The organism is Staphylococcus sp. HMSC055C03 (assembly GCF_001809385.1).
In the GTDB taxonomy this organism is placed as follows: Bacteria; Bacillota; Bacilli; order Staphylococcales; family Staphylococcaceae; genus Staphylococcus; species Staphylococcus simulans.
The window spans coordinates 21,558-45,012 of record NZ_KV797508.1; the positions used below are offsets into that span (position 1 = coordinate 21,558).

The following is a 23,455-nucleotide window of genomic DNA, read 5'->3' on the forward strand; positions in this document are numbered from 1 at the left end:
CCGAATAATAGGGTGCTTGCTATCATCTCTGATAGATTCAGCTTTTTCATCCATTCACCTGCTTTCTAAAAAAGTTAGGGAAAAAGGCTATACCTCTTGCACCTCGCCTTTTACATATACTTCACCTTTCTCATCATACATTTCACGTTCAATATTTTGTTCCACAAAATAAGTTTTAGTCCCATTGTTCAAAATAGTAGCAAGCATATTTTGAACCTTACAAGCTTGGATCACTTGTTCTTTTTCTTGAAATTTATAAGCAGTATTAGGCGAAGCCCCTCTGACGAAGCCATTCGAATAATTTTGCATTAATGCACTCTCTTCTCCATATTTATTAATTTCCACTAAGTAAAATTCCTTGATTCTTTCCATAATAAATTCCTCCTAAAAATTTGTATAAAAATAGTGGTATAAGTTACTCACTTACACCACGGTCATTTTCATCAGTATTTTGTTTGTTTTCTAATTCCTCTTGATACAATGCGAACAAAATTGCATTATCTTTTTCCAGCTCAGTGATTCTGTTCAATAAGTTATTAATTACCTTGTTTGGATCTGCTTGTAATTGGTTATTTTGATTCATTTATTTGTTCCTCCAATTGTTTGATTTTTTCACTTTGTTCATTTGTAATGTCATTTAATTGCTGTATTGCTCGAAGTGACCATGAAACCATTTCATAAAGATTTACACCGTCTTTATGGATGAATTCAGGCGGTGTTTGGTAACCGTCGCCGATAATTAAACCATGATGATTGTATTCATCAGTGTTGAGCTCCTCTATACTATTTTTCTTGTATTTATATTGGTAAAGCTGCAATTCATTAGCAATAACATTTAATGCGTCATAATCCCATTTTTTTATATCTTTTTTGTAATCCACTAAAGATGAGTTATAGAATGCTTCAGCTCTAATAGGCTTATAACCAATATTACCGCCGTTATAAAGCAAGTTGTTAGTAACTCTTACTTCACCTGTTGATGTACCGATATAAAAATTAGTGCTTGTTGTACGGATACTTTCAGATTGTATCCACCTGCACTGTAAATCACCATATGTTGGATTACCGTTGTTATAACCTTTGTAGTCTGTTATACGAACTCGGTTATTTGCTTTAAGATATAAATATCCACTTCTGGATTGAAAATCTCCATAAAAGTTTCTTGCGTGAAAACTACCTGTTCCAATATTTCCAAATTTATCTGTAGCGTATACGACAGGTTCATATTCCCCTTCAGTTTGTCCAGAAAAACCCGCTTTTTTAAACCTTAGTCCTGAACCTGCTTGACCTTTATCGTCATAGATTTCACCGAATAGCAATGTACCATCCGTATCTTTAGCATTGTCATTATCTTTGAGGTAAAAACTGAATTCGTTAGTACCTGGACGAGAATAAACTTGAGGTCGAATATATACAGATGCTTCCCAAGTTTCAATATTTGTTGTATATCTGGATCGAGTATAGATACGACTATTTTCAGAGTGCAGGAATACAACTCCATAAGTAGACGAAAGGCGCACACCACGTGAATTATCATTAAATAAATCGTAATGAAATTCTAATGCACCAGCTTGTTCTGAACCGACGCCGCCGGACATCATTGTGGATAGTCCTTTTTCAGTCATATAAAGGTTATATCCTGTTTTTTTATTTCTAGAAAGAATATATCCATCTTTAATTCCAATTTCTGCACTAGGTGTATCAGTTACGCCGCCCCATGTCCTTGTGAATGTACCACGGGATAATATTTCTTGATTCTTGATTGATAAATAATTTGTACTATCCCCGCCACGTATACCTAAGTTATTTACATTGATGTCTAAACCTTCTGGTGATAAGTTTAAACGATTAATGATTTCATCTTTACCGACTTTATTATTTACATTACCAGCTAACACTTGGAAGTCTTTATTCACATTGATATTGACACGGTCGCCCTTCAACATAATTCCTTCTGGTCCAACAGTATGCGATGTAATGTTGCCATTTTCATCATATGATAATGTCAGACCGGTTGTTGTATTCATAGAAAAATCACTAATAACTTTTGACAATGTTTTTCTGCTTGCATTAAACTCTTCTTTTGTTGCACGTGCATTGATGTCTCTACCATTTTGAGCAATTTCAGTATTAATAAGATTTAATTTAGCTTCATTTTCATTTTTGTACTTATCTGTATATGATTTGGCATTGTTTTCAGCAGTCATACCTAATAATTCTACATCTTCTGGAGCAGGTGACCAATCAAGCTCTTTCGAGCCTTTATATAAACTAACTTTACCTATAAATTGATTATTAGTAGTTGACAAAACCACTATTAAAATATCTTCTCTATTACCAGTATTAAAACGTATAATTTTATCAGTTGTGTAACCAACAATTGTATAAGACCCTTTTTTATAAAAAACACCCACTTTAATTTCCGGGCTACTTTCGTGTACGTTTAGAATGTAGTCAGTGTCTTGTTCTAAGGCTGGATTACCACTGTTATCTCTATCATAAAAATAAAAATTGATCCTTTGGCTTGCATTTAACTCTACATTATAAGGACCTTTTGCTATACCCGATGTACTATTTTGTGCAGAAGAATAGTACGATTGTATATAATTTCTATTTGTAGATTTGACTGAATCAATACCTCTAGTATATTCAGATATACTCACTTTATCAGCTATTTGATTAGATAATTGTATACGTTGTGATTCTGCACTATTCAATTTAGAAATGATATCGTCCACATCTGCAGTGTATTGTTCATTTGATACTTTACTATTAATCTTATCTGACTGTATTTCCAACTCTGCAGAATTATCATTAACTTGTCTTTCTAGTGGTTTAATATTGTTGTCATACATTGTTTTGATTTCTGTCTTATCCGCTTTTAATGTGATACTATCTTTTAATTGTTTAATGTCACTATTAAAACGTGTCTGTGCAGTTGTGATTAAATTTTCTGTATCTTCGGGCGCTTTTTGATAAGCTGTTGCAATATTACCCTGTTCAAGTTGAAAATTGTACACTTGAATAGGGTCTAATCTTAATTTTGATACATCTATATATATGTCTTCAATTCCGTACCAACCACCAGCATCAATAGTTAAATGTAATCGTTCTTCTATTGTTTTATCTGGTTGTACAATATCAGATACGTCAATAATTTTAGTGAATGTTTCGAACCTTTCACCAAACATATCTGTTAATTTATAAGTGACTTCAATCGTATTAGGTTTAGTAATATCAGTGATTTTACCCAGATATGCGTTGAAAGATAAAGTGTAGCAATCACTTTCATTGACAAGTGCAAAGGGTAAAATCAGTTTTTTACCTTCATTGATAAGTGTTTTATCACTGTTTTTGATTAAATTCCGTCCACCTACTTGAATGCCGTCTACCTTAGCACTCACTACGCTGATGTTGCTGCTTAATTCATTCTTAGTTTGTGTTATCTTGCTGTTGACTTCACCGTCAATAAGCTGCTTTAATGCGGCGTCTTGGCCGTTAATATAGGTTTTCAACGCGTCTTCTAATTCTTGTTGACTTGGAATATCTGAAAGTAATTGACCTGTTTCAGCGTTCCATGTGCCGCCGATGCCTTCAGCTACTTTAGACATTGCATCATTGAATTTCTCATCTGTGTATTGAGATTGCAGTAATTTGAAACGATCATCTATTGCAATCTTAGCGTTTTCTAATGAGTTATACAGTGTTTGCAGCAATTCGCGATATTTTAAAAACAGTGCTTGTGTATCAACAAGTTTTCCGATTGTCGCTGTTTCCGGTGTCATACTTTCAAGGTTTGTCTTAATTGCATTATAGACGTTGATTGTATTATCTAAATTTTGTTGAACTTGTTGTTGCAATGCAGTATCGACAAGGTATTCACTGTCTATAACTTCATATACTTCACTTAATAACTTGCTGTGTTGAATGTTCAGGTTTATAAATGTGTTATTTAAATCATCGTACAAAGCTTTCTCGCGTGTGACTGCGTCAATATCATCAGCTTTTTCGGCAGTCGCATTTATCCACTGTCCGTTCCAGTATCTACGTAACACTGCTACTTTAGGATTACTAGTGTCTAACCACAACATATCATTGACTGGATTTTCCGGCGCATCTTGCGACTTAATAATTTTCTTTTCGAAATACTGTAATTGACTGTTGGTCTCCCTAACAATAGTATTTACATTGCTGAAGTTATCATTCATTCGTTGTCTAATATTACTAAGATGCTTATAAAACTCTTGTCGTAAATCATCTTCACGATATTCTTTATACTCGCCAAAGGAATATGTTGATTCTTTAGTAACCATGTCATAATCTTCAGCGATTACTTCAGCTTCTAAATACAACGGAGGCGTAAAATCTCTATCTTTGATACGTACCATATCGCCGATATGAACAACTTCATGTGGTTGGTATTCTTTTATATCTAGAGATGTTACTTCATAACTAATTTTTTCTTTTTTACGTTTGTTCAATTCAGTTGTACCTAATGAACGTAATCGTGCTTCAGTCATATTCTCATCTTCAGTTTCAGGTTCATAGATACCCCAAATATATCTTCCTGGCAATCCAAATTGCGCTTGGGCTTCATCATCTTTGACGGTTAAAGTAATACGTGATCCATCTTCTTTTTCAGGACCCACACATAATAATGCGGTATTAACTTCGCTCATATCAACAATTCGCTTTAAACCAGTTAAGTCTTTACCTTTAACTATTTCTTTACCTTGAAATATAGGATTTCGCTTACGCAGCACAACGTAGCGACCATCAACTGTATTACTACCTAACTCGATATAAAAATCAACTATCATATCGTAAGTCGTACACAATTGCACCAGTATATCGTAACGTGTATGAAAACCAGTCCATGATGTCGTACGTATACCCCCATATTCAGTAGCTTCTGACACTTGCCATCCCGTATCTTTCAATACATCATATAAGGCTTCTGTGGTTGTCTTTTTCTCAAAGCTCCCTGGTGCATAAGGAGGCGCACCGGTTATATCTTCTAAATATGAAGCTGTTGTTTCTATTTCAGTATATCCATCCATATCTTGTGAAATATGTTCGATAATAAATTCTCTATACTGACCAGTGCTATCTTGAATAATGACTCTATAATTCTTTTGCATATTTATAGCTCGTTCTGACAGTATTGTAAAGTCAAACGTTTCTGAGCGATTATTAATATCACGGTTATGTTTTGCGTTAATAATTGATGCGTCATCTTCGGAAATAAAGTCTATAATTTTATCTTCATAGTCTAAAATATGCAGCAAATTGCAACCTCCTTTCTATAAATATCTATCTTGCCAACGAACCGTTGTATCAAATGTATTTAACGGTGAGATAATTAATTCTGTATGCCCTTTTTCTACATTGAAATAGTTAGAACCAAAAGTTTTTTCAGATAAAAAAGGCTCTTCATTTACTAATACATTATGATTACGCATATCAATCAAAATTTCATCGCCTTTTTTGATAATCATATCTCTTGCCCCTTTAGGTTTAGGCAATAGCTCTCTCGTATAAGTACCGAAAATATATAGCGGCATGACTGGATTATTACCATTCTTAGCAGAATATAAAGATAACGAAGCAATAGGTCGTGTGTAGAATTTACCGCTATCCATATAAATTTTTTCATGCTGATCAAACGCGATTTTTCTTAACGGATAAGGAATCTCTCTATATTTCCAGGTTTTTATTTTAAATTGATTGCTACGACGTTCCAACTTAATATAGACCACAAACTCATCCATGTTGTATAAACTAGGATTGTTTTTATAGTCGTATATCTTAACTTGGTCGCCATTTTGGTTAAACAGTGTAACAATGATACGTCCTGTGTTTGAGTTGGCGTTAGGATTACTGTAACCAATTGAAGCGATCACTCGTCCGTCTGTATCGTAGAGGTACTGTGCGAAGTGTACTGCGCCTTTACGACGTTGGTTTAGGCCAAACTTAACAGTCGTTGAAAAGTCTTGAGCGCTCGCATAATTGACAAAGCTACGTTTATACATAGCGCCCTGCCAACCACTACCCGTTACGCTTTCTGTGTTTAGGTAGAATGACTCCTTGCTTGAAGATTGACTGAAAGCACCACCAACGTCACCGCCTGTATGGTTATCAGTGAAGTCTTTGGCATCTTGTTTATTCCAGCCTTTAAACACGCGCAATTCATCACCTAAAATGAGTGGTGAATAGTCATTGAGTGGTTTATCTACATCATCGTCACCAATCATAAAATAGTCCTCATCGCCTTTGGCAATTTGGAAGAAGTTAGCATTTTTTAATGCCCTCGCTTCTATTGTGACGGGTGTATCAGCTGTACCGCTATTCACAATAGACACTTGGTCTGATATAGCAGTGTTGTAGTTGCCGGTTGCTGCATACTTGTATGGGTCTACCAAAACAACCTTTATAACAAATGACAATACTCCTCTAGGTGTCTTATCAATTTCTACAGGACCTTCAAAAAAAGCATTCCAGTACCAATCTTGTGTCATGAATTGTAATGGAACTTCATAATCATAATCAAAGAAACGTACTATCTCATTTAAAATATCATCGTGTTTTTTCATTCCACCGTGTGAGAGATGTTCGTTACTTACTATTAAAGGTAAGTCAAATTCATAACCTTTCACCTCTCTCTTTTTAAAAACTGAACCTTTTCTTCCCGGTACATCTTCAGTTTCTATTTCAAAATTAAAAGAGGGTATTTTAAACCCTCTTTCTACTACTAACCATGGAATTGTTTTATTATTAACTTTTATTGTATCTAGCATTTTAAACTCCTCCAGGATTAAACCTTCTATGTCTTTGTTTTTGTCTATTATAATCATCTATTGCGTCAAAAACTTGTTGTTTATGTGCGTATTTATCAATTACTGGTTCATAATCCTTATCTGCAATTGTGTCACCAGCACTAACCAATCTAGCAAGTAAACCAATTACTTTATCCATTTTCTGCTCTAAGACACTCACTGTATGACCATCATCAGAAAGGTTATTGACACTTTTCAATTGGCTAGGACGTTTGTTTTTACTAATATCCTTACTAGCCAATGCAAGTAATTTAGCTGCATCATCTGCTCGTTTTGGGTCAGTAGGTATTATCCATTCAGGGTACCCTTCTTCGCCTAAATGATATAAGCCATTGTGGACGAGTCCACCTGTCGCATACCCATGTCCACGACCTATTACTGATAATATACTACCTCCATATCTAGCTTTTGCATAACGCATACCAGCAATTAAGTTATCTAGACCATTCATGATATTACCATGTCCTGGTAATTTAAAAGCATTAAATGTACCAGGTTTAACTTGCACAAGCCCCATTGCACGACCGTCCGCTAAACCATCAGTACCACCGATAGCCTTAGCATTTCCACCTGATTCCGTTTGAATCTGTCTCGCCCACGCATTTACGTATGCTTGAGATGTAGGCAAACCGGCTAATTTTAATGCTTGTCGAATATTGCCATTCCATTTTCCTGATTTACCGCCGATACCTTTACCATTTTTCTTTAACCAGCTAAGCGGTTCTACAGAGTTACTGTTGGATTCTCCGCCCTGATTGACTTGGAAGTGAAGATGTCGATAATTAGTCATTGAACCCGTGTTACCTGATTTACCAATAAGTTGTCCTGCTTTAACTTGTTCTCCTGTCTTCTTAAGTTGCTTACTAAGATGCATGAACCATAAAAATGTTTTACCTTTTGAAACAGTGATAGCATTACCGCCGCCGTAGTTATCGTACCAACTTCTAACTCGACCAGCCATCGGTGTACGCACAGGCGTACCAACAGGCATGTCATAATCGACACCGTGATGGACTCCGCCATTGAAAGGGTAATTAGGATTCGGCGGATATGGCGGAGCAGAATATTTTTGTAGAATTCCATATCCTTCAAACACAGATCCATCTCCTGCTTGAGCCTCAAATCCACCTTTAATCCAATCTAGTGCGCCTTTTTTAATTTTTTTCCATGCAGCACGTGTAATATCTCCAACTATACCCATACCTTTTGTGAGAGAACTAAAGTCGACACCCATCATGGAAAGTACTTTGTTAAGTAGTTTACCTGGATTATCCATGTAGTCCATAACGTCCCCGATTTTGTCGGATAACCATTTTGCACTATTGCCAACAGCTTTACCGGCACCTTTAAGCTTATCGCCGACCCAATCTTTGGCATTACCGAACCATGTACCTATACTCAATCTTGGTAATGTACCCATGCTGAAGCGAGGCATCATACCTGCACCTTCAGCTTCTTCATATTTTTGACGCATACTGCCGCTGATAACTCTTGAACCTCTAGGCAAGAAGGTTGTTGTATCTTTGGCAGGTGTTAACGCAGTGCGTCCATTTGGATATTGAATTAATTCGCGTCTGCCATCAATACCTCTTCCATTGCCTGGTCCTTTATCTCCAACGACTGCCATAGTGCCATCTTTTAATCGACCATCAGATGTTGTTCTGATGTGGCGATTAATTCTTTGTGTACCAGTTGATAATTTAGGTATTTTAGGCAAGCTCAACTTAGAACCTACCCAGTTTAAGCCCTTGATAAGACCATTCAAACCTTTTTTGATAGCACTTACCATTCCACCGATATGATCTTTAATTTTACCAATGATGTTAGATAATCCATCACGCATATTTGTAAAAGTCTTCTTAACTGATGACCATAACGCACTAGCAATACCAGTTACAGATTTCTTTATTCCTTGTCAGATGCCTGTAACTTTCCTCTTAACATTGTTAGTTATGTTACGAGTACCATTGTATAAATTATTAAAAGTCTTCTTGACTGATGCCCATAACTGTGAGGCGTATCTAGTTACTGTGTTCTTGATATTTCTCCAAGTATCTGATAACCATCTGCGTAAGCGACTAAAAATATTACGAACACCTTTAGATAAAGCATTAAATGTATTACGTACGCCGGACCATAAGCTTTTAGCGTATTTTACAACTGTGTTCTTAATATTTGACCATGTTTTGACGATAAAACTTTTTACAGCAGTAAATATTTTGTTCACAGTATTTTTTAATGCGGTAAAGTAACGTTTAACTCCGTTATAAATAAATTTAACTGCTCCGACGACGGCATTTTTTATACCATTCCATATATACTTAATGAATTTTGCCACAGCACCAAAAATTGTTTTAGTGATACTTAATATCCGTTTGAAAATCGTACTGATAATAGACCAAATAAACTTCAGGACTGTACTTATTACACTTCTGATATGTTTAAAAGCAGAACTTATAACACCTTTGAAAAGTCCGCTGAATATCTTAACTACTTTAAGTATTTTACCGATGAACCAAAGTTGAATAAGGTTCCATATAAGCGTTAATGCACCACTGAATACTTGTTTAACACCATTCCAAACTTGCTTCCATTGGCCAGTAAATAGTCCGCTGAATATCTTAACAATACCTAAAATGATATCCAAAGCTCCATTGATAATATTTTTGATATTATTCCAAGTATCAACGATTAATATCTTGATTAGTGGCCATAAAAACTTCATTACATTCCATATAATTCCCATTGCTATTTTGATAATTGGAACTATAACATTCATAAATATAGTTTGAACAAGACCGCCTAACTCTTGTAAAATAGGCCATAAAAAGTTCTTAATCTCTATAAAGACAGTCGATATGACACTCCAAATATTGGCTAATGCTTGGATGATAGTATCTCCATTTTCCTTCCAAAAATCAGATAACTTCTTACCTATTTCTTGTATATATGACCAAATACCTTTAAAAGCGTCTATAAATACTTGTCTAATTTGCATTAAAGTAACGGTCACTTTTCTAGCAGTTTCTTTAGGCATAATCTTGGATAATAAATCCACTGTTGGTAATGTTTTACCAGATAATAAACTTCCTAAAGCATTAAATATTTGGTTAGCAACATCCCACATCTTTTTTAGGCCATTCATCACTGGATCTATTACAGAGTGAACTATATTTCTGAATGTTTCAGATTTTTTATAAGCAATTACAAATGCTGTACCGATTGCTACTATTGCTGCAATTGCTAAACCTACTGGACCAAGCATGAATTTAAAAGCTCCACCTACTAAAGTCAAGCCTTTAGCAGCAAACGGCGCTTTGTTTCCTAAGAAATTCATTACTCCACCAGCTTTAGCTATGCCTGTCATCACAGGACCTAAAGTAGTCATAATGCTACCTATTGCAGATGTAAACATCCCTGTAACAAGAATAACTGGTCCTAATGCTGCAGCAAATAAACCAACACTTACTATTGCAGTCTTAACCCAACCAGGAGAATCTGACAACTTTTGCGCTAAATTACCTAAAGTTTCTGCCGCTCTTTTAATGTGAGGTGCTAACACATCTCCGATACTTATAGCTAAAGATTCTAAAGCGGATTTCATTTGACGGATTGAACCACCAATTCCGCCTTCCATTTCATCCGACATTCGTTTAGCTGCACCTGTTGAATTATCAATAGACTTAGTCAACTTTTTGTAGTCCTCATCTGAAGCATTAATAACAGCCAATGCACCACTCATTGCTTCTTTACCAAAGATAGTTGCAGCTGCGCTTGCTTGTTGGTCTTTTGATAAGTTTTTGAACCTATCACGCAACTGATCCATTACATCACGCATAGGAAGCATCTTACCGTTACTATCAGTAATAGATATACCTAACTCTTCCATCTTGTTTTGCATAGCTTTTGTTGGTTTAGCTAAGTTTGTAAACATGGTACGTAATGCTGTACCGGCTTTTTCACCTTTAATCCCAGCATTGGACATTAAACCGATAGCTATAGATGTATCTTCCACAGTATATCCCAATGCGCCTGCAACTGGAGCAGCATATTTGAACGCTTCACCTAAACCACGTACATCGGTATTAGCTTTAGAACTTGTCTGTGCTAATACATCTGCAAATCGTCCACTATCTTTAGCTTTCATACCAAATGCTGTTAATGAGTCAGTAACGATATCGCTCACTTGTCCTAAATCTTCCCCAGAGGCAGCAGCTAATTGCATAACACCATCGATACCGCCTAACATATCTTTGGTATCCCAACCTGCTACAGTTGTTGTTATCGTAAAGGCTCTTTATCCTCTACTTCTATATGTTTCCACATAGCTCAGACTATATCTTCACCCTCTGATTCGTAGGGTGGAATGCGCTCGTGGATATTTCTCCATATAAAAAAACGCCATACATATGACGTCTTTTACTTAGGTTACTTTATCTAGTCGTTACACCTTCTCAACATTTCTGATGAGCTTGGCACGGTATTAGTATATTTTGATTATAACGTTTTGAAATACGCGTATATCTTCTTTTCATTTTCTGTATCGTAAAAGTCAGTTTTTGGGTACCATTCATTAAAATTTTTAGCGTTTACTTTTTCTTTATGTTTTTCTCTATACCTTTTGTTATATTTAGAAGCACATTTTTTGCAATAATTTTTATACCCATCTTTACTATTACGATTTTTAGAAAAATGCTCAAAACCTTTTTCTTCTTTACATGATATACATCTTTTCATATCGTCACCTCGACTAGTATCTATATATTAAGTATAACAAAATATATCCCAACTAGCCATCAAAACTTAACCTTTACCGTTTTCACATTCTATTTTTTGCTATCAATTACTTGATAACCGCCCTAGCAATTTAAGGCCATATAATTCAATGCTTCTGCTGATTCAGATGCGCTAAACTTAGTTTTAGCTCCCATTTCAAGGGCTTTGTCTCTTAATTGTTGAAACTCGCCACCAGTAGCGCCTGATGTCGCTTTAACTTTACGCATTGAATCATCAAAATCAATACTCTTTTTAGCAGCAGCACCAAAACCTGCAACAATAGGAGCAGTAACATACATAGACATGCTACGTCCTACAGATTGCATTTTTTGACCTATTTCTTGGAATTTAGGTCCTATTTCAGAGAACTTACTACCTATCTTTCCCATAGTAGTATTCATTGCTTGTTGTTGTCGTTCAAGAGCTCTCAATTCTTCAGTTGCTTCTTTCAGTTCTCTTTCATACTTATTTAATTCGGCGTATGCTTCATTATACTTTGCAGCTGCTGCTTGAGTTTTTGCGCTATTTTCCCCAGTTTCTTTAGATAATTTGTCATATTCTTGTTTTAACTCTTTTACTTTTTGAGCTTGTACACGCTGTTTTTTAGTTAACCCGTCTACTTTAACTTTAGATTTTTCAAGAGATTGATCATAACGACCAAATTTTGATAAATTAGCACTCATTTCACGAGATACCATGCGCATTTGTCGATTTAATCCGGCCATTCCTTTATTAAAACCTGAGCCATCTAAATCAACTCTTATGACCATATTACCTATTGGGTTCCCCATACACTAACCTCCTTTCTTTAAAAAATATCTGCAAAGCTTTTTGCTTTTTTCTTGCTTTCCACTTTGCTGCTTACAATTTCTAAAAAGAAATGAATAGGCATATTTGCTACTTTTTCAGCATCCATACCATCTTCAATCAACTTTTTTGCAAGCTTCATATAGTTGTTATATCTGCCTTCAGGAGTTAAATCTTCAGGGTTTATTTCTTCTTCTCTGTCACGAACTTTTTTGTATCGTCTAAATCTCCTGAAATAAGTGTTTCTAAAACAGTAACTAAAGTACTAAGACCTTCAGCGCCTGCTGGAATACCTTTTTGCAACTCCTCTGATGTGAATTGGTTATCAAATCCTTCTGCTACAAATGCTGTAACTTCATCTAAAACTTCAAATTGTTCTGAAACCAATTCTTGATACTCTTCAACTTTAGCTTGATATTCTTTTTGTTCTGTTTCACTCAACTTGTCAAATTCCTCTTGTGTTAAATCTTCAAAATCCGGTTGTTTAAACGTTTTTGTTAGTTTTGTAGATAACTTTGAACCTTGAATTGTGTCAAAAAGTGACATCATCGGCTTTGCTAAGTATTTTTTAGTCTGTGGTTTACCTGTTTTTGTATATCCTGTAATAAGTTCAATTGATGCTCTTGTCATAATTATATTCCTTCTTTCTGATTTTAAATTTTTCATTAAAAAAAGAGGGGAATTCCCCTCTTAAAGTTTTATAGTGATTGTAATTCTTCTGAGTCCTCTGGTGATGTGCTATCTTTCATTGACTTAACAACTGTTTCACTTTCACTTGGTGCTAATGAGTTGATAAAATCTTCATAAGTTTTTCCGAATGTTTCTAAGAAAACATAGTCGCGACCTTTTGTAGAACCTTTGTCATCATAACCAGTCACATGCGATGATTCATCATATAAACGGTCTACAAATGAACCTTCAACTTCATCATTTTGGAATTCAACCTTATCTTGTTTTGATTGTCCTGATAATGATGGACGCGTAAATTTACCTTTAAATAGTCCCACCCATTCAGATGAGCCATCATGGTTTGTACGCTCGAATACTACCGCTACATCTGGTGGAATATCATTCGCTCCGTATTTATATCCTCCGTCACCTTTTTTAGCACCGGATAAGAAAGCTTTTTGATCTGCAGGGATGGAAACGAAAGTTGTTTTAACTGATAATTTACCGTTAGAAACAGCAGTTGCTGCAACCATATTATCTCCATATTCTTCTTCCACTTCTTGTGGTCGGTCAACTTCGATTTCTTTCAAGAAACGTGTACGAGAACCTGGTTTTACTTCCCAGTTTTCACTTGTATCTTTAACAATAGGCGCCCAATAGAAATTTGTAACACCAATTGCAATACCGGAAACTCCTGTATCCTTTTCTGCAAAATGCTGTAAATTTAACTTTAATTTTTCCATAAAAATTCCTCCTAAATAAAAAGAGAACCATTTGCACGAATTATTTCACGAAACGTCATTGTTTCTACTTCGTACAAGGGTTCTCTATAATATGATTTAAAATCTAATTCCTTTAATCTTTTTGCAATTCGTTCAGCTTGCTCGCTTGGCTCATTTTCAGACCACCAAATATCTACTTGAACATCGTATTCTCTAGTCATTTCTTCATTGTCAGCATATTCTTCAGGATTAAAAGGCAAAGGAAATATCCTAACAATTGGTTTACTAGTCTGTGTATGAAAGTTTTGAGGTACTACATACCTAAAAACATTATCTTTTATAGTAATCCGCTCATCTTTAATGATTTCATTATAGATTAATTCGGTTATACTCATTTAATCACCTTCTTCATGGCACTTAACATCTTTCGATAAACGAGTTGTCTATTGTTTTTCTCTGTCTTAGTAATCCATAATTGCGGACGTTGATACATGGTTCCAAACTCTGTTGCGTGTATACGATGTGAATAACCTTTTTCGTAACCTACAACAATGTACTTTTCATAACTGTTTTTATCAGTCCTTACATTAGAAATAGTTACGTGACTCTTTGCATGTTTTTTTCTATCGCTGACGGGAGTGGTTCTAGCTAATTCAGGTACTAACGCTTGAGCTGCTTCTCTTAACACTTGATTTTGCTTAGCATTAAATTCAAGCTGCTTTCTAACAAGACCTTGCTCAATGTCATTTTTTTCAATTTTAGCAGGCATTATAAAATAACCTCACAATATACTCGAATGAAAGCTTTATCTTGATAATCCTTCTTTACATAAATAATGTCATACCTTTCACCTTCATGTAACACATAGTGCTTGTTATTTGGCTTATATTCACCACGAGGATCTCTAATGATAATAGTTTTAATAAATTTAGATCCTGTACTGATACTTGTTTGTGTGTCTGATTCTCTCGCGTCTTGAATGGCTGCATAACAACTATATAATTCTTGTGGGACAGGTTTTTGTGGTAAGCCGTTAATAGATTTACTTATGTCTTCACAAAAAGTAACCCGCTCGTTTAATCTATTTGAATTGAATTTCATATGCATCCCTCAACTTATGAACTACACTTAGAACCATATGTGGCGCATAATTCAAATCTCGTTCTTCAAAAGCAATACGATTTTCAAAATAATAAGCGGTCAAAGGATATACAGCCGCTCTAAACAACGGTTGTTCCTCCAACCACTCTATATCATCTGTAACTGCATCAGCTATATCGTATTTCGCCCAAGTGTAGTATTCTTCTAGCAAGTCATCTTCAGAATTGTGGTCGATTTTACAATGCTTTTTTAAAAGTGTTAAGTCCACCACACTTCACCTCTAGTCATCAATTCTAGTTAATATACCATTTTTAGGTTTGCCATTTTTGTTAACTTCATTTGCACGTTTCACAGTCATTTCTACTTCTTCACCCTTTTGCAAGGTACGTTTTAATTCTTTATCAATATATGCTTGATTCACTTTATATTTAGCCATGTTCTATTCCTCCTTATAAAGTTTGTACTTCTTCAGTTGCTTCATCTTTAAAGTGAACAACCACTGCTGCTTTATAATCTAAGATACGGCAATCTTGACGAACAGCAACCATCAAGCACTCACCGAAGTGCATATAGTCTGTCCATTGAGCTTGGTACTGTGAACGATCAAATAACACAATAGCATCTTTTAAGTTACCAATAATTAACGTTTCCGCTCCAGAATCTCCTAACATTTCATCAGGTAAAATCTCTACTTTAGCACCTAACAAACGTTGTTGTGTTTTCTCTTTAACATCCGGTTGAATTAAGTAATTACCATTTTTGTCTTTCAACTTGTCTAACTTAGCAAACAATGTTTGTGATACAATCGCCACATTATGTTCATAGTTAGGTTTCACATTTAAATTAATTGCATCTTTTAAGCCATCGATACTTGCAGCCTCAACAGAACGTAATTTTGTACTGTCTCCATTTTCTCCTGGTCCTCCATTCTGGATTACATCAATAATAGCTTGGTTTCGTGTTGCCGCAATCGTACGAGCCATCCATAATTTTAATTCTTGTAGCACATTGACTTTCGCATCTTCAATTGCTTCACGTGAAATTCGGAAATAACCACGGCGTGTTTTGATGTCATATGCCAGTTGGAAGAATGGCTTAACTGCTAACTCAGGATTTTCAGCAAGTTCTTCAACTTCTGGTAACGCTGCAACTTCTGATTGTCGTACAACTGGATATTTTCCAGAACCATTATTAACTTTCTTAACTGTTACATATTTATCTAAGTTAAATTCAACTTCTTTAAGTTTTAAAATATCAGTCACAATTTCTTCTGGAATGACAACGAAACCAGAATCTGTTTTTAATGATCCACCTTGAATGTCATCTCGAGTTTCAAGATAATTTTGGAAATCCCTAACTTCTTGTGAAGTTACTTGTGTTTGTTGCCCAGGAATAGCTAAATCGAAAACATTACCATATTTACCCATTGAACGTACATTCACATTACCTTCAGTTTGACTTGGTTCTGTATTTCCTTCGTTACTTTTATTATCATCATCTTCTTTAATTTTAGATAATTCTTCTTCTTTTTCTTGAACTTTTTTGCGTAATTCTGCAATTTCCTGTTCAAGTTGTTCTGCTTTCTCCAACTCATCATTATCTAACGCACGCGTAGCGATTTTTACTTTTAGGTCAATTTGACGTTGTGCATCTTTAATCGATGCTTGTAGTTTTTGTTTTTTATTCATTATAGAACCTCCAATTTTTAATATTAAAAAAAGACATCATCTTATAGACATGTCCTAGGTTGTATTTTTTATGGTGTTCAACTTCACCGAATATTATTTTTGATTAGCATATTCATTAATTTTGTTTCTAAGTTTGAACTTGCGTTTTTCTCGTTCAAAATTCTCTATACTTCTAATTGCTGGTTTAACATCAGTATCTTTATAGGCTGGATAAGTAACCACCGATACATCAGTTAATTGACTGATGCTTTTTAAAGTACGTTTATAAATACCTTCTTGCTCATCATAACGCAGTTCATCACCTTTCTTATCTAACATAAAACCAAATGAACATTGATTTATGTTACCAAGGCGCATATTTTCGTATAAATCACGTGCGAATGTTGTATTAGGTAACTCACAACGATATTTTAATCCAACATCATCTACTCGAAGTGCTAAGGTACCAGCACTTGTTCTTCCAATGATTTGCGATGGTTGATGGTCGACTAAACAACGTACATCAGATAAGTCTGTGTTTCTTAATGCTTCTTTAGAGATTGTTTCTTTGAAACCACCTAAATCTTCTGACCATGTATCAAACTTTAACGCATAACCTTCAATAATCATTTTTTGGTCATCACTAGTCCTTACCTCATCAACAACGCCTACTCTGATTTCTTTATTCATTTTGTTCACCACCTTTCAGTTTGTTGTCTGTACCTTTCGATTTATTCATTTGGTACTCATCTACCAGACTGATATTCACATGGTTTAAGTCAACACGATGAATACTGCCGTGTCCACCAGGAATAGGTGGTAAGCCATCACGCTTTCTAATTTCATCAATATTTGTTTTTCCACTATCCAAGTTGATTTTATCTATTTCTGCTTGTGTTTTTTCATCTACCACACGAATTTCAGTAGTGTCAAAGATAAACTCTTTAAAATCATCTGTGATTTCATCATTAAACTTAAAGTTTAATTCTGCACATACACATGTTGTATAAGGTTTTAATGTAGATAAATAGTCTAAATTAGCATCTGTGATACTCATATTAGTTGTTTCTACACCAAATTTATGAAGGGGTATCCCAAATACTCCGGCAATCTCTCGAGTAGACGACTTATTTTCTCTAATAAGTTTCAAAACCTCTGTATCTACCTCAAGTTGATCGAATGTCATTGATTCATCTAGAACAACAACCTTACCTGCCTGTTTAGTACCACTGAAAGCTCTATGGAATTCTTCCCTTGCTCGATTTCTTGCTTTCTTATCATTTAATACACCTTTCATTTTAAGAATACCGCCTGCATGTGTACCATTTCTCAGGAAATTATTAAGAAAATCTTTACCATTATTATCTGCATCAATGATTTTGTTGAGTGTATCTAATAAAGATAAACCATTAATACCATCTAATGAGTAAAATTTTATATCTAACATATCATCAAATTTAATTTTTCGTTCAATCATCTTTCCATTTTCAGTGATTGTTCTAAATTTATAATAATAATAACCACCATCTGATACTTTCAATTGAACTTCTGATGTTTTTCTAAAAACTAACGCTTCTGGTAACCCCAATTTATCTCTGATAATTTCTACATAACCATGAGATGTTAATAGTGCATTAATAAACACAACTAATTTAAAGATATAGCCGTTATAGACTGCATTTGGTCTTGTATTCAACAAGTGAGTAATACGATTATTATAATCTATTTCTCTGTTTTCCATTAGCCTGATGGGCATACGAGCCAAATCAGATGCAATCATTGTGACAGCAGTAAATACATCGCTGTGTTTAATAGCATCAACAGACGCATATTCACGAATATTACTCCCTTGAAATCCTGGCAATGTACTAACCATCATTTGCAAGTCTTCTTCGTTGTACTGTAAATCTCGTTTTTCTGTTTTATAGAAAATACCCACTTATTTACCCCCTTTCTTTAGACTCATGATCGATAATTAACGCAATCAGAATCAAAGTTAAACCTGTAGCAATTAATCCGAAAACTAAACCAAAGCCGATATACATTGCAATATTAACCACAGTTAAACCTATTAAAAATAAGATACTGACGATATTAACAATTAGCAATTTTAAAAATTTATATATCTTATTAAAATTCATTTACTCACCACCTAGAAACCAAATTCAGCACTTTCATAAATAGATGACCAATCAATCTCAAATTCATGCATACGTGCTTCACTAAATGCTGTGATTATTGAAATAATAGGGTCAATTTTTTGTCTGTTGATACGTTTATCAATTTTCACATTATCTTCGTAATCAAAAGCTAATACTGCGTTATTCACTGCTATTGTTAGCAAGTCATTACCAAAATGTTTTAATCGCCTTTCAGCTATCCACATTCTGAATTCTTTTATGGGCTGTGAAAGTTGTTTAAAGTTTTGGCCTACTTCAATTAAATCCCAATCAATCATCATTGTTTCTAGGGTAGTGATAAAAGATTGTGCATTCCAAGGATCATAACAAACAGCTTTAACATTGAGTTTGTATTTGTCTATGATATCTGCAATAAATTCAATAACTTGTCGATAATCAATCATTCCAGAAGGTGAACGGGTTGTTTCTGCCTCTCCATTATGAATAACTTTTTGATAGTCAATCTTATCTCTTTTTGATTTTTGCTCTAATGTAGTTCGTAAACCTATAAATGAGTGACTATCAATCAACATTGTTTTATCTTCTTGCGGAAATAGGAAACCTACACTGGTTAAATCATCTAACCTTGAAAGGTCAACCCCAATATAAACATCGCTTCCATATATTTTTGATACGTCTTTCTCAATTTCCGCATTTTCCCACTCTCGGATGTTTATTAAGCTATCTTCTTTATTAGCTTGCCAAAGATTGAAGTTTTTAATTAGTATTTTATGGAATGATGTCCCTTTTTCTAACTCATCTTGAATATCCGCTTTAATGTTACGAAGAATTGTATCCCTATGTTCATCTGATTCCAACAAAGGCATTGCTTTAATCCATAAAGATTCATCATTTACCTCATCTTCTGAATCCATTTCTGCACAATATACGAAGTAATTATCCGCTTTCACCTCTCCAGATAAAATATTATTGATGTATTTATACTCTTGATACATTTGACTATTTAAATTATCACCTGCTGTAGATATTAAGAGAGTAAGGGGATTCTTTTGAAGCGTCATACCTGTTTTAAACCTTGAATACATCTCATCATCCGGCATACTGGCCAATTCATCTAAAATCGCAACGGTAAGGTCTTTACCATCAACCGCATCTGGATTATTAGAAAGCGGTTCAAACACACTCTCTGATGTTATATGCGCAAGGTCTGTTTTACGCGCTTCTGTAGATTTACGGATTAAATCACTTTTAGAACGTAGTAATTTAATTTGTTGACTTGCCATTTTAAAAATCGTCTGTGCTTGTTTATACGTTGAAGATGATACATATATTTGACGATTATATTTAGGATATTGACCAAATAACAATTCATTCAGTGACATACCTGAGACAATTAATGACTTACCTTGTTTTCTTGCCATACTAATATAAGCTTTCGTAAAACGTCTGAAACCACCGCGTCTACGCCATCCATATATACTACCTACAATGAACTTTTGAAATAGCATTAAAGGCATAGGTTGATTTGTTTTAGGATCAGGAAGCATTTCTATAAATTTAATAGCTTTATTTGCTTGGTCAACATCGAAATAACAATCTAATGGAGCATTTTTCAAATCATCTAAGTGTCTTTGAGCCACTGCTATATTTTTCTTACTTGCTAAGATTTCTCCACTAACAACTTTCTTAGCGTATAGTGTTACAAAATCTATCATTGAGCATCACTCGCAAATTGTGCAAATGGGTCGTCCTCTTCTTCCTCTTCAGGAACAACTATTCGCAGTCTACTATCAATAGTTAATCCTAATGTGTTGGCTGTTTGCTGCATACGAATACCCGCCTTCTCTTTTACATTGAAAGCGGGATTGATCTTCATATTACCTCGTGTGTCTTCAATCATTAGTTCTTCTTTTTCTAAAATTAAACTTGCTTTTACAAAATCACTATAGAAACTACAATATTGTGCAATTTGACCTTTATCTAAGTTAGAAATTGGTAATTCTTGCATATGAGGGATAATCCGTAAGTATTCCTCTCTTGCAATTTCATCTAAAAAGCTTGGTGGTGTAGAATCTATTTTGGAGAATTTACTCAACTGTGTTTCTTGTCGTTCTTTTTCGATAATTTCTTCTTTTGTATAATTTTTATTGGAATTCATCAATAATTTTTTAGGTCTACCAGCCAAATTTAGCACCTCCTAATAAAATTTCTAGATAAAGGGAATTTTTTGAGAAGAAAACTCTGCCTCGTTCTCGAGTAGTTTAATATTACACCCCGTTATTTCCTGTGGGGGACTTCACTTTGTTCTCTTTTCGTTTTTCTATTGTGGCATTCATTGCATAATGGTTGAAGATTTTCTTTTTCCAATCTTTTCGACCAATCTACTTTAGTTGGTATGATATGGTCAACAACATTTGCTTGCCTTCCACATTGTCTACACAAGTAATGATTATCTATCATCACAAGTTCCCTCATGTTCTGCCATTGTTTTGATTTATAAAACCTTAAGTATTCTGGGTCATTTCTTTGTCTCAAATCATTGTATTTACCATTAATATAAGTCTTATGCTTGTTGCAATATGTTTCATTGTGGCTTATCAACGTATTACATGTTGGGTGACTACATCTACGCATTATCCCAATTGCTTTCACCTTCTTAATGAATTAATATCAATTACTAAGTCTTTATCTCTGTTAGCAATCAACAATTGATTACCAATAACATCATGTACAATATATCTTTCTTTCTCATACGTAACAGTATCTCCTACATCAATTAGGTTATGCATGTTAGGTTGATAACTATTTATATTGATACCAGCGACTGTATCTAGCGTTATGTTATTCAATGTAGCTAACGCTGTTAAATCTTCTAACACTTCTCCTAACATAACTGTAAGTTCTTCATTACCTATATTTTCAATATTATTGTTATATACATCAGCAATGTTACCTACTGTTGTCATCAGATGCAGTATATGATGCTGTTTCTCTTTAGGTTTCTTTAGAGACTGATACTTATTAAGTTCCATTGTTCACCTCATAATAAAAGAGACACACCACGTTAGTGATGTGCCTCAGTTATAATATAGTATTGATCGCGCGCGTCTTTGCAAATTGATAATATTGTTGTAACTCAATTATAATAAACCTAATCCATTGAATGCACATACACTTCTTTCTCCTCGATGTCCTCGATATCCTCGATTCACTTCTCAATCATAATATCCACGTTGTGCATCCATATATACATTTATAATTTCATTCATACAGCCATAAAATTTTGAATCGCTATTTATTTCTAAGATATCTTTTATAGTCTTATGCTTCATACGCAACTTCAACATCTGGAGCATATGATAGTTTCTTTCGTCTATAATACAGTCTTCATATTTATCAATGAAAGATATCTTTTCTACTAACTTTATATTGCGTCTGTGCTGCCTATTACGATTCATCACCTTAACGAACACTTTATCTCCCGTACCACCTTTGCCTTTAGGCATTGCTGCTTCGATACCATATTGTGCAATTGATGTGCTATCGTTATCATAGATTTGAGACTCTACGATATTTTGCATCCACTTATAACTATGAATCATTTCTCTCACTTCATCACGAGTATACATGCATAACCTCCATTGATAAATAATGTATACACCTATTATAACATTTAGTTATCGATTATTCTTATCGTGATAACCTTTAATTATAATAGTTTATTGAACATATCTTCTTTAATTGCTTCAAGTGTATTTAGTTCTTCTTCTAAATCATTCAAATGCTGACTCTCTCTTTTAATACTTTCCTCAATATCATGCACTTCTTCTTCGCGGAACTCTATATGTTTCTCTACTTGTTTAATTAACTTTAAGTAATAATCTCTCTTATTCATTTTCTTCCATTCCTTTCAATCAATTTTTCTATTATATTATCCCTCAACTTCAACTCTTCATACAACTCTCTATTCGCCATATAAAGCACAAGAGAGAGGAGAGCGAAGAGAATGGTTAGTGCTATCCACATCAATCACTCACCTCTGCTTTTAAATTAATAAGATGTATGTGATCGTTTATGTCGAAGTCTGCAGGTGCTTCCACATCATCATTCTGTGTGCGGTAAATCATATATTGTTCAGTGGTGTATTTAGCTGCTTCGTATAGTGTAAGCGTTAAGATAATTTTAAATATAGTTTTAATCATTGTCTTCCTCCAAAATTAACGATTCGATGTATTCTGTTTTAACCCAACACTTCTTTTTAATTAAATTTTCAACATGCACATATCCGATGGTATTTAAAATATTTTCAGCATACTCATCGAATGACTTATGCGTATATGCGAAATAGATATTATTACTGCACGTTATTAATTTTATTTTATTCATCTTCTACCTCCTAAAAGCAAGGCGGACGAACCGCCAAGCTGATTAATATCCTGTGCTTCCGAACCCGTTTGTACCACGTGTGCTTTGTATATCAAATTCAGCGACCTCTTCTAACTCTGGTGTCCAGATAGGTACAATGACCAGCTGCGCCAATCTATCACCTTTATTGATTTTGTATACATCGGCTAAATACTCGCCTTCTTTATCTTTTGCTATTGTTTCACCTTTTATGTTTAAAATGTCATTTTCCATACCGTTTTCAGTGACACGAACATCTGCACTTGTTGAATGTAAATCTGTATCATTCTTAATATTTATCCCCATGTTTTCATGAAATCCTGAGTCAATTT

The 23,455-nt window shown here is 34.5% G+C and carries 25 protein-coding genes and 3 pseudogenes; all 28 read right to left on the minus strand.

Annotated features, from left to right (window positions below; translation table 11 throughout):
* Positions 1-87: 87 nt before the first annotated feature.
* Positions 88-372 (minus strand): hypothetical protein, encoded by a 285-nt coding sequence (locus HMPREF2603_RS09460; protein WP_060804518.1) that lies wholly within the window; start codon positions 370-372, stop codon positions 88-90.
* 43 nt (positions 373-415) lie between these two features.
* Positions 416-583 carry a hypothetical protein gene (locus HMPREF2603_RS13430; protein WP_155974680.1) on the minus strand — a complete coding sequence of 56 codons (168 nt, stop codon included), beginning with the start codon at positions 581-583 and terminating at the stop codon, positions 416-418.
* Complete coding sequence (locus HMPREF2603_RS13820; RefSeq protein ID WP_060804520.1) at positions 570-5,288, minus strand: phage tail spike protein; 4,719 nt, start codon at positions 5,286-5,288, stop codon at positions 570-572. The genes HMPREF2603_RS13430 and HMPREF2603_RS13820 overlap by 14 nt, the downstream gene beginning before the upstream one ends.
* 15 nt (positions 5,289-5,303) lie before the next feature.
* Entirely contained in the window at positions 5,304-6,797 is a 1,494-nt protein-coding gene (locus tag HMPREF2603_RS09470; RefSeq protein ID WP_060804522.1) for a phage distal tail protein, read from the minus strand.
* 1 nt (position 6,798) lies between these two features.
* Positions 6,799-8,679, minus strand: a complete 1,881-nt coding sequence (locus tag HMPREF2603_RS09475; RefSeq protein WP_060804525.1) for a peptidoglycan DD-metalloendopeptidase family protein — start codon at positions 8,677-8,679, stop codon at positions 6,799-6,801.
* Between the two features lie 1,503 nt (positions 8,680-10,182).
* Positions 10,183-11,109: pseudogene (locus tag HMPREF2603_RS13825) on the minus strand (phage tail tape measure protein); the annotation flags it as partial.
* A gap of 224 nt (positions 11,110-11,333) precedes the next feature.
* Positions 11,334-11,573, minus strand: coding sequence for a hypothetical protein (locus HMPREF2603_RS09485; protein ID WP_060804527.1), 240 nt, complete (start codon positions 11,571-11,573; stop codon positions 11,334-11,336).
* Between the two features lie 122 nt (positions 11,574-11,695).
* Positions 11,696-12,403: a phage tail tape measure protein gene (locus HMPREF2603_RS09490; RefSeq protein ID WP_082709481.1), complete on the minus strand. Its 708-nt coding sequence runs from the start codon at positions 12,401-12,403 to the stop codon at positions 11,696-11,698.
* 17 nt (positions 12,404-12,420) lie between these two features.
* On the minus strand, positions 12,421-12,543 hold the full coding sequence (gene gpGT / locus HMPREF2603_RS13245; RefSeq protein WP_105978203.1) for a phage tail assembly chaperone GT: 123 nt from the start codon (positions 12,541-12,543) through the stop codon (positions 12,421-12,423).
* Between the two features lie 59 nt (positions 12,544-12,602).
* Complete coding sequence (gene gpG / locus HMPREF2603_RS09495; protein ID WP_060804529.1) at positions 12,603-13,049, minus strand: phage tail assembly chaperone G; 447 nt, start codon at positions 13,047-13,049, stop codon at positions 12,603-12,605.
* A gap of 95 nt (positions 13,050-13,144) precedes the next feature.
* Positions 13,145-13,831: pseudogene (locus HMPREF2603_RS09500) on the minus strand (major tail protein); the annotation flags it as partial.
* Positions 13,832-13,842: 11 nt separating this feature from the next.
* The gene (locus HMPREF2603_RS09505; protein ID WP_060804532.1) at positions 13,843-14,205 is read right to left on the minus strand and encodes a DUF806 family protein; all 363 of its coding nucleotides are present in this window, start codon (positions 14,203-14,205) and stop codon (positions 13,843-13,845) included.
* Positions 14,202-14,579, minus strand: coding sequence for an HK97-gp10 family putative phage morphogenesis protein (locus HMPREF2603_RS09510; protein ID WP_060804534.1), 378 nt, complete (start codon positions 14,577-14,579; stop codon positions 14,202-14,204). The genes HMPREF2603_RS09505 and HMPREF2603_RS09510 overlap by 4 nt, the downstream gene beginning before the upstream one ends.
* Positions 14,579-14,911 carry a phage head completion protein gene (locus HMPREF2603_RS09515; protein WP_023016039.1) on the minus strand — a complete coding sequence of 111 codons (333 nt, stop codon included), beginning with the start codon at positions 14,909-14,911 and terminating at the stop codon, positions 14,579-14,581. Before HMPREF2603_RS09515 ends, HMPREF2603_RS09510 begins: the two co-directional genes overlap by 1 nt.
* Positions 14,892-15,182, minus strand: coding sequence for a head-tail connector protein (locus tag HMPREF2603_RS09520; RefSeq protein ID WP_031262785.1), 291 nt, complete (start codon positions 15,180-15,182; stop codon positions 14,892-14,894). Before HMPREF2603_RS09520 ends, HMPREF2603_RS09515 begins: the two co-directional genes overlap by 20 nt.
* Positions 15,183-15,191: 9 nt before the next feature.
* Positions 15,192-15,347 carry a hypothetical protein gene (locus tag HMPREF2603_RS13440; protein ID WP_180363400.1) on the minus strand — a complete coding sequence of 52 codons (156 nt, stop codon included), beginning with the start codon at positions 15,345-15,347 and terminating at the stop codon, positions 15,192-15,194.
* A gap of 13 nt (positions 15,348-15,360) precedes the next feature.
* Positions 15,361-16,599 carry a phage major capsid protein gene (locus tag HMPREF2603_RS09525; protein ID WP_060804537.1) on the minus strand — a complete coding sequence of 413 codons (1,239 nt, stop codon included), beginning with the start codon at positions 16,597-16,599 and terminating at the stop codon, positions 15,361-15,363.
* 93 nt (positions 16,600-16,692) lie between these two features.
* Positions 16,693-17,268, minus strand: a complete 576-nt coding sequence (locus HMPREF2603_RS09530) for an HK97 family phage prohead protease (RefSeq protein ID WP_060804539.1) — start codon at positions 17,266-17,268, stop codon at positions 16,693-16,695.
* Entirely contained in the window at positions 17,261-18,517 is a 1,257-nt protein-coding gene (locus tag HMPREF2603_RS09535; protein WP_070502084.1) for a phage portal protein, read from the minus strand. Before HMPREF2603_RS09535 ends, HMPREF2603_RS09530 begins: the two co-directional genes overlap by 8 nt.
* A 213-nt stretch (positions 18,518-18,730) precedes the next feature.
* Positions 18,731-20,434: a terminase large subunit gene (locus HMPREF2603_RS09545; protein WP_070502086.1), complete on the minus strand. Its 1,704-nt coding sequence runs from the start codon at positions 20,432-20,434 to the stop codon at positions 18,731-18,733.
* Positions 20,431-20,904 (minus strand): phage terminase small subunit P27 family, encoded by a 474-nt coding sequence (locus HMPREF2603_RS09550; RefSeq protein ID WP_023016047.1) that lies wholly within the window; start codon positions 20,902-20,904, stop codon positions 20,431-20,433. Before HMPREF2603_RS09550 ends, HMPREF2603_RS09545 begins: the two co-directional genes overlap by 4 nt.
* A 92-nt stretch (positions 20,905-20,996) precedes the next feature.
* The gene (locus tag HMPREF2603_RS13770; protein ID WP_060804563.1) at positions 20,997-21,362 is read right to left on the minus strand and encodes an HNH endonuclease; all 366 of its coding nucleotides are present in this window, start codon (positions 21,360-21,362) and stop codon (positions 20,997-20,999) included.
* Positions 21,363-21,367: 5 nt separating this feature from the next.
* Positions 21,368-21,751, minus strand: coding sequence for a hypothetical protein (locus HMPREF2603_RS09560; protein ID WP_060804548.1), 384 nt, complete (start codon positions 21,749-21,751; stop codon positions 21,368-21,370).
* 183 nt (positions 21,752-21,934) lie between these two features.
* Positions 21,935-22,348: a hypothetical protein gene (locus HMPREF2603_RS09565; protein ID WP_060804550.1), complete on the minus strand. Its 414-nt coding sequence runs from the start codon at positions 22,346-22,348 to the stop codon at positions 21,935-21,937.
* Between the two features lie 80 nt (positions 22,349-22,428).
* Entirely contained in the window at positions 22,429-22,614 is a 186-nt protein-coding gene (locus tag HMPREF2603_RS09570) for a hypothetical protein (protein ID WP_060804552.1), read from the minus strand.
* A 130-nt stretch (positions 22,615-22,744) separates the two neighbouring features.
* A complete protein-coding gene (gene rinB, locus HMPREF2603_RS09575; RefSeq protein WP_070502089.1) occupies positions 22,745-22,921 on the minus strand; it encodes a transcriptional activator RinB in 177 nt (58 codons plus the stop codon).
* On the minus strand, positions 22,914-23,105 hold the full coding sequence (locus tag HMPREF2603_RS09580) for a hypothetical protein (RefSeq protein ID WP_060804557.1): 192 nt from the start codon (positions 23,103-23,105) through the stop codon (positions 22,914-22,916). The genes rinB and HMPREF2603_RS09580 overlap by 8 nt, the downstream gene beginning before the upstream one ends.
* Before the next feature lie 42 nt (positions 23,106-23,147).
* Positions 23,148-23,455, minus strand: a pseudogene (locus HMPREF2603_RS09585) (dUTP pyrophosphatase); the annotation flags it as partial.

Bases quoted from the DNA above. Each gene is read 5' to 3' on its own strand.
- HMPREF2603_RS09460 (WP_060804518.1), bottom strand. From the start codon at position 372: ATGGAAAGAATCAAGGAATTTTACTTAGTGGAAATTAATAAATATGGA.
- HMPREF2603_RS13430 (WP_155974680.1), bottom strand. From the start codon at position 583: ATGAATCAAAATAACCAATTACAAGCAGATCCAAACAAGGTAATTAAT.
- HMPREF2603_RS09470 (WP_060804522.1), bottom strand. From the start codon at position 6,797: ATGCTAGATACAATAAAAGTTAATAATAAAACAATTCCATGGTTAGTA.
- HMPREF2603_RS09475 (WP_060804525.1), bottom strand. From the start codon at position 8,679: ATGCGTGATGGATTATCTAACATCATTGGTAAAATTAAAGATCATATC.
- HMPREF2603_RS09485 (WP_060804527.1), bottom strand. From the start codon at position 11,573: ATGAAAAGATGTATATCATGTAAAGAAGAAAAAGGTTTTGAGCATTTT.
- HMPREF2603_RS09490 (WP_082709481.1), bottom strand. From the start codon at position 12,403: ATGGGGAACCCAATAGGTAATATGGTCATAAGAGTTGATTTAGATGGC.
- gpG (WP_060804529.1), bottom strand. From the start codon at position 13,049: ATGACAAGAGCATCAATTGAACTTATTACAGGATATACAAAAACAGGT.
- HMPREF2603_RS09505 (WP_060804532.1), bottom strand. From the start codon at position 14,205: ATGAGTATAACCGAATTAATCTATAATGAAATCATTAAAGATGAGCGG.
- HMPREF2603_RS09510 (WP_060804534.1), bottom strand. From the start codon at position 14,579: ATGCCTGCTAAAATTGAAAAAAATGACATTGAGCAAGGTCTTGTTAGA.
- HMPREF2603_RS09515 (WP_023016039.1), bottom strand. From the start codon at position 14,911: ATGAAATTCAATTCAAATAGATTAAACGAGCGGGTTACTTTTTGTGAA.
- HMPREF2603_RS13440 (WP_180363400.1), bottom strand. From the start codon at position 15,347: ATGGCTAAATATAAAGTGAATCAAGCATATATTGATAAAGAATTAAAA.
- HMPREF2603_RS09525 (WP_060804537.1), bottom strand. From the start codon at position 16,599: ATGAATAAAAAACAAAAACTACAAGCATCGATTAAAGATGCACAACGT.
- HMPREF2603_RS09530 (WP_060804539.1), bottom strand. From the start codon at position 17,268: ATGAATAAAGAAATCAGAGTAGGCGTTGTTGATGAGGTAAGGACTAGT.
- HMPREF2603_RS09545 (WP_070502086.1), bottom strand. From the start codon at position 20,434: ATGATAGATTTTGTAACACTATACGCTAAGAAAGTTGTTAGTGGAGAA.
- HMPREF2603_RS09560 (WP_060804548.1), bottom strand. From the start codon at position 21,751: ATGGAACTTAATAAGTATCAGTCTCTAAAGAAACCTAAAGAGAAACAG.
- HMPREF2603_RS09565 (WP_060804550.1), bottom strand. From the start codon at position 22,348: ATGTATACTCGTGATGAAGTGAGAGAAATGATTCATAGTTATAAGTGG.
- HMPREF2603_RS09570 (WP_060804552.1), bottom strand. From the start codon at position 22,614: ATGAATAAGAGAGATTATTACTTAAAGTTAATTAAACAAGTAGAGAAA.
- rinB (WP_070502089.1), bottom strand. From the start codon at position 22,921: ATGATTAAAACTATATTTAAAATTATCTTAACGCTTACACTATACGAA.
- HMPREF2603_RS09580 (WP_060804557.1), bottom strand. From the start codon at position 23,105: ATGAATAAAATAAAATTAATAACGTGCAGTAATAATATCTATTTCGCA.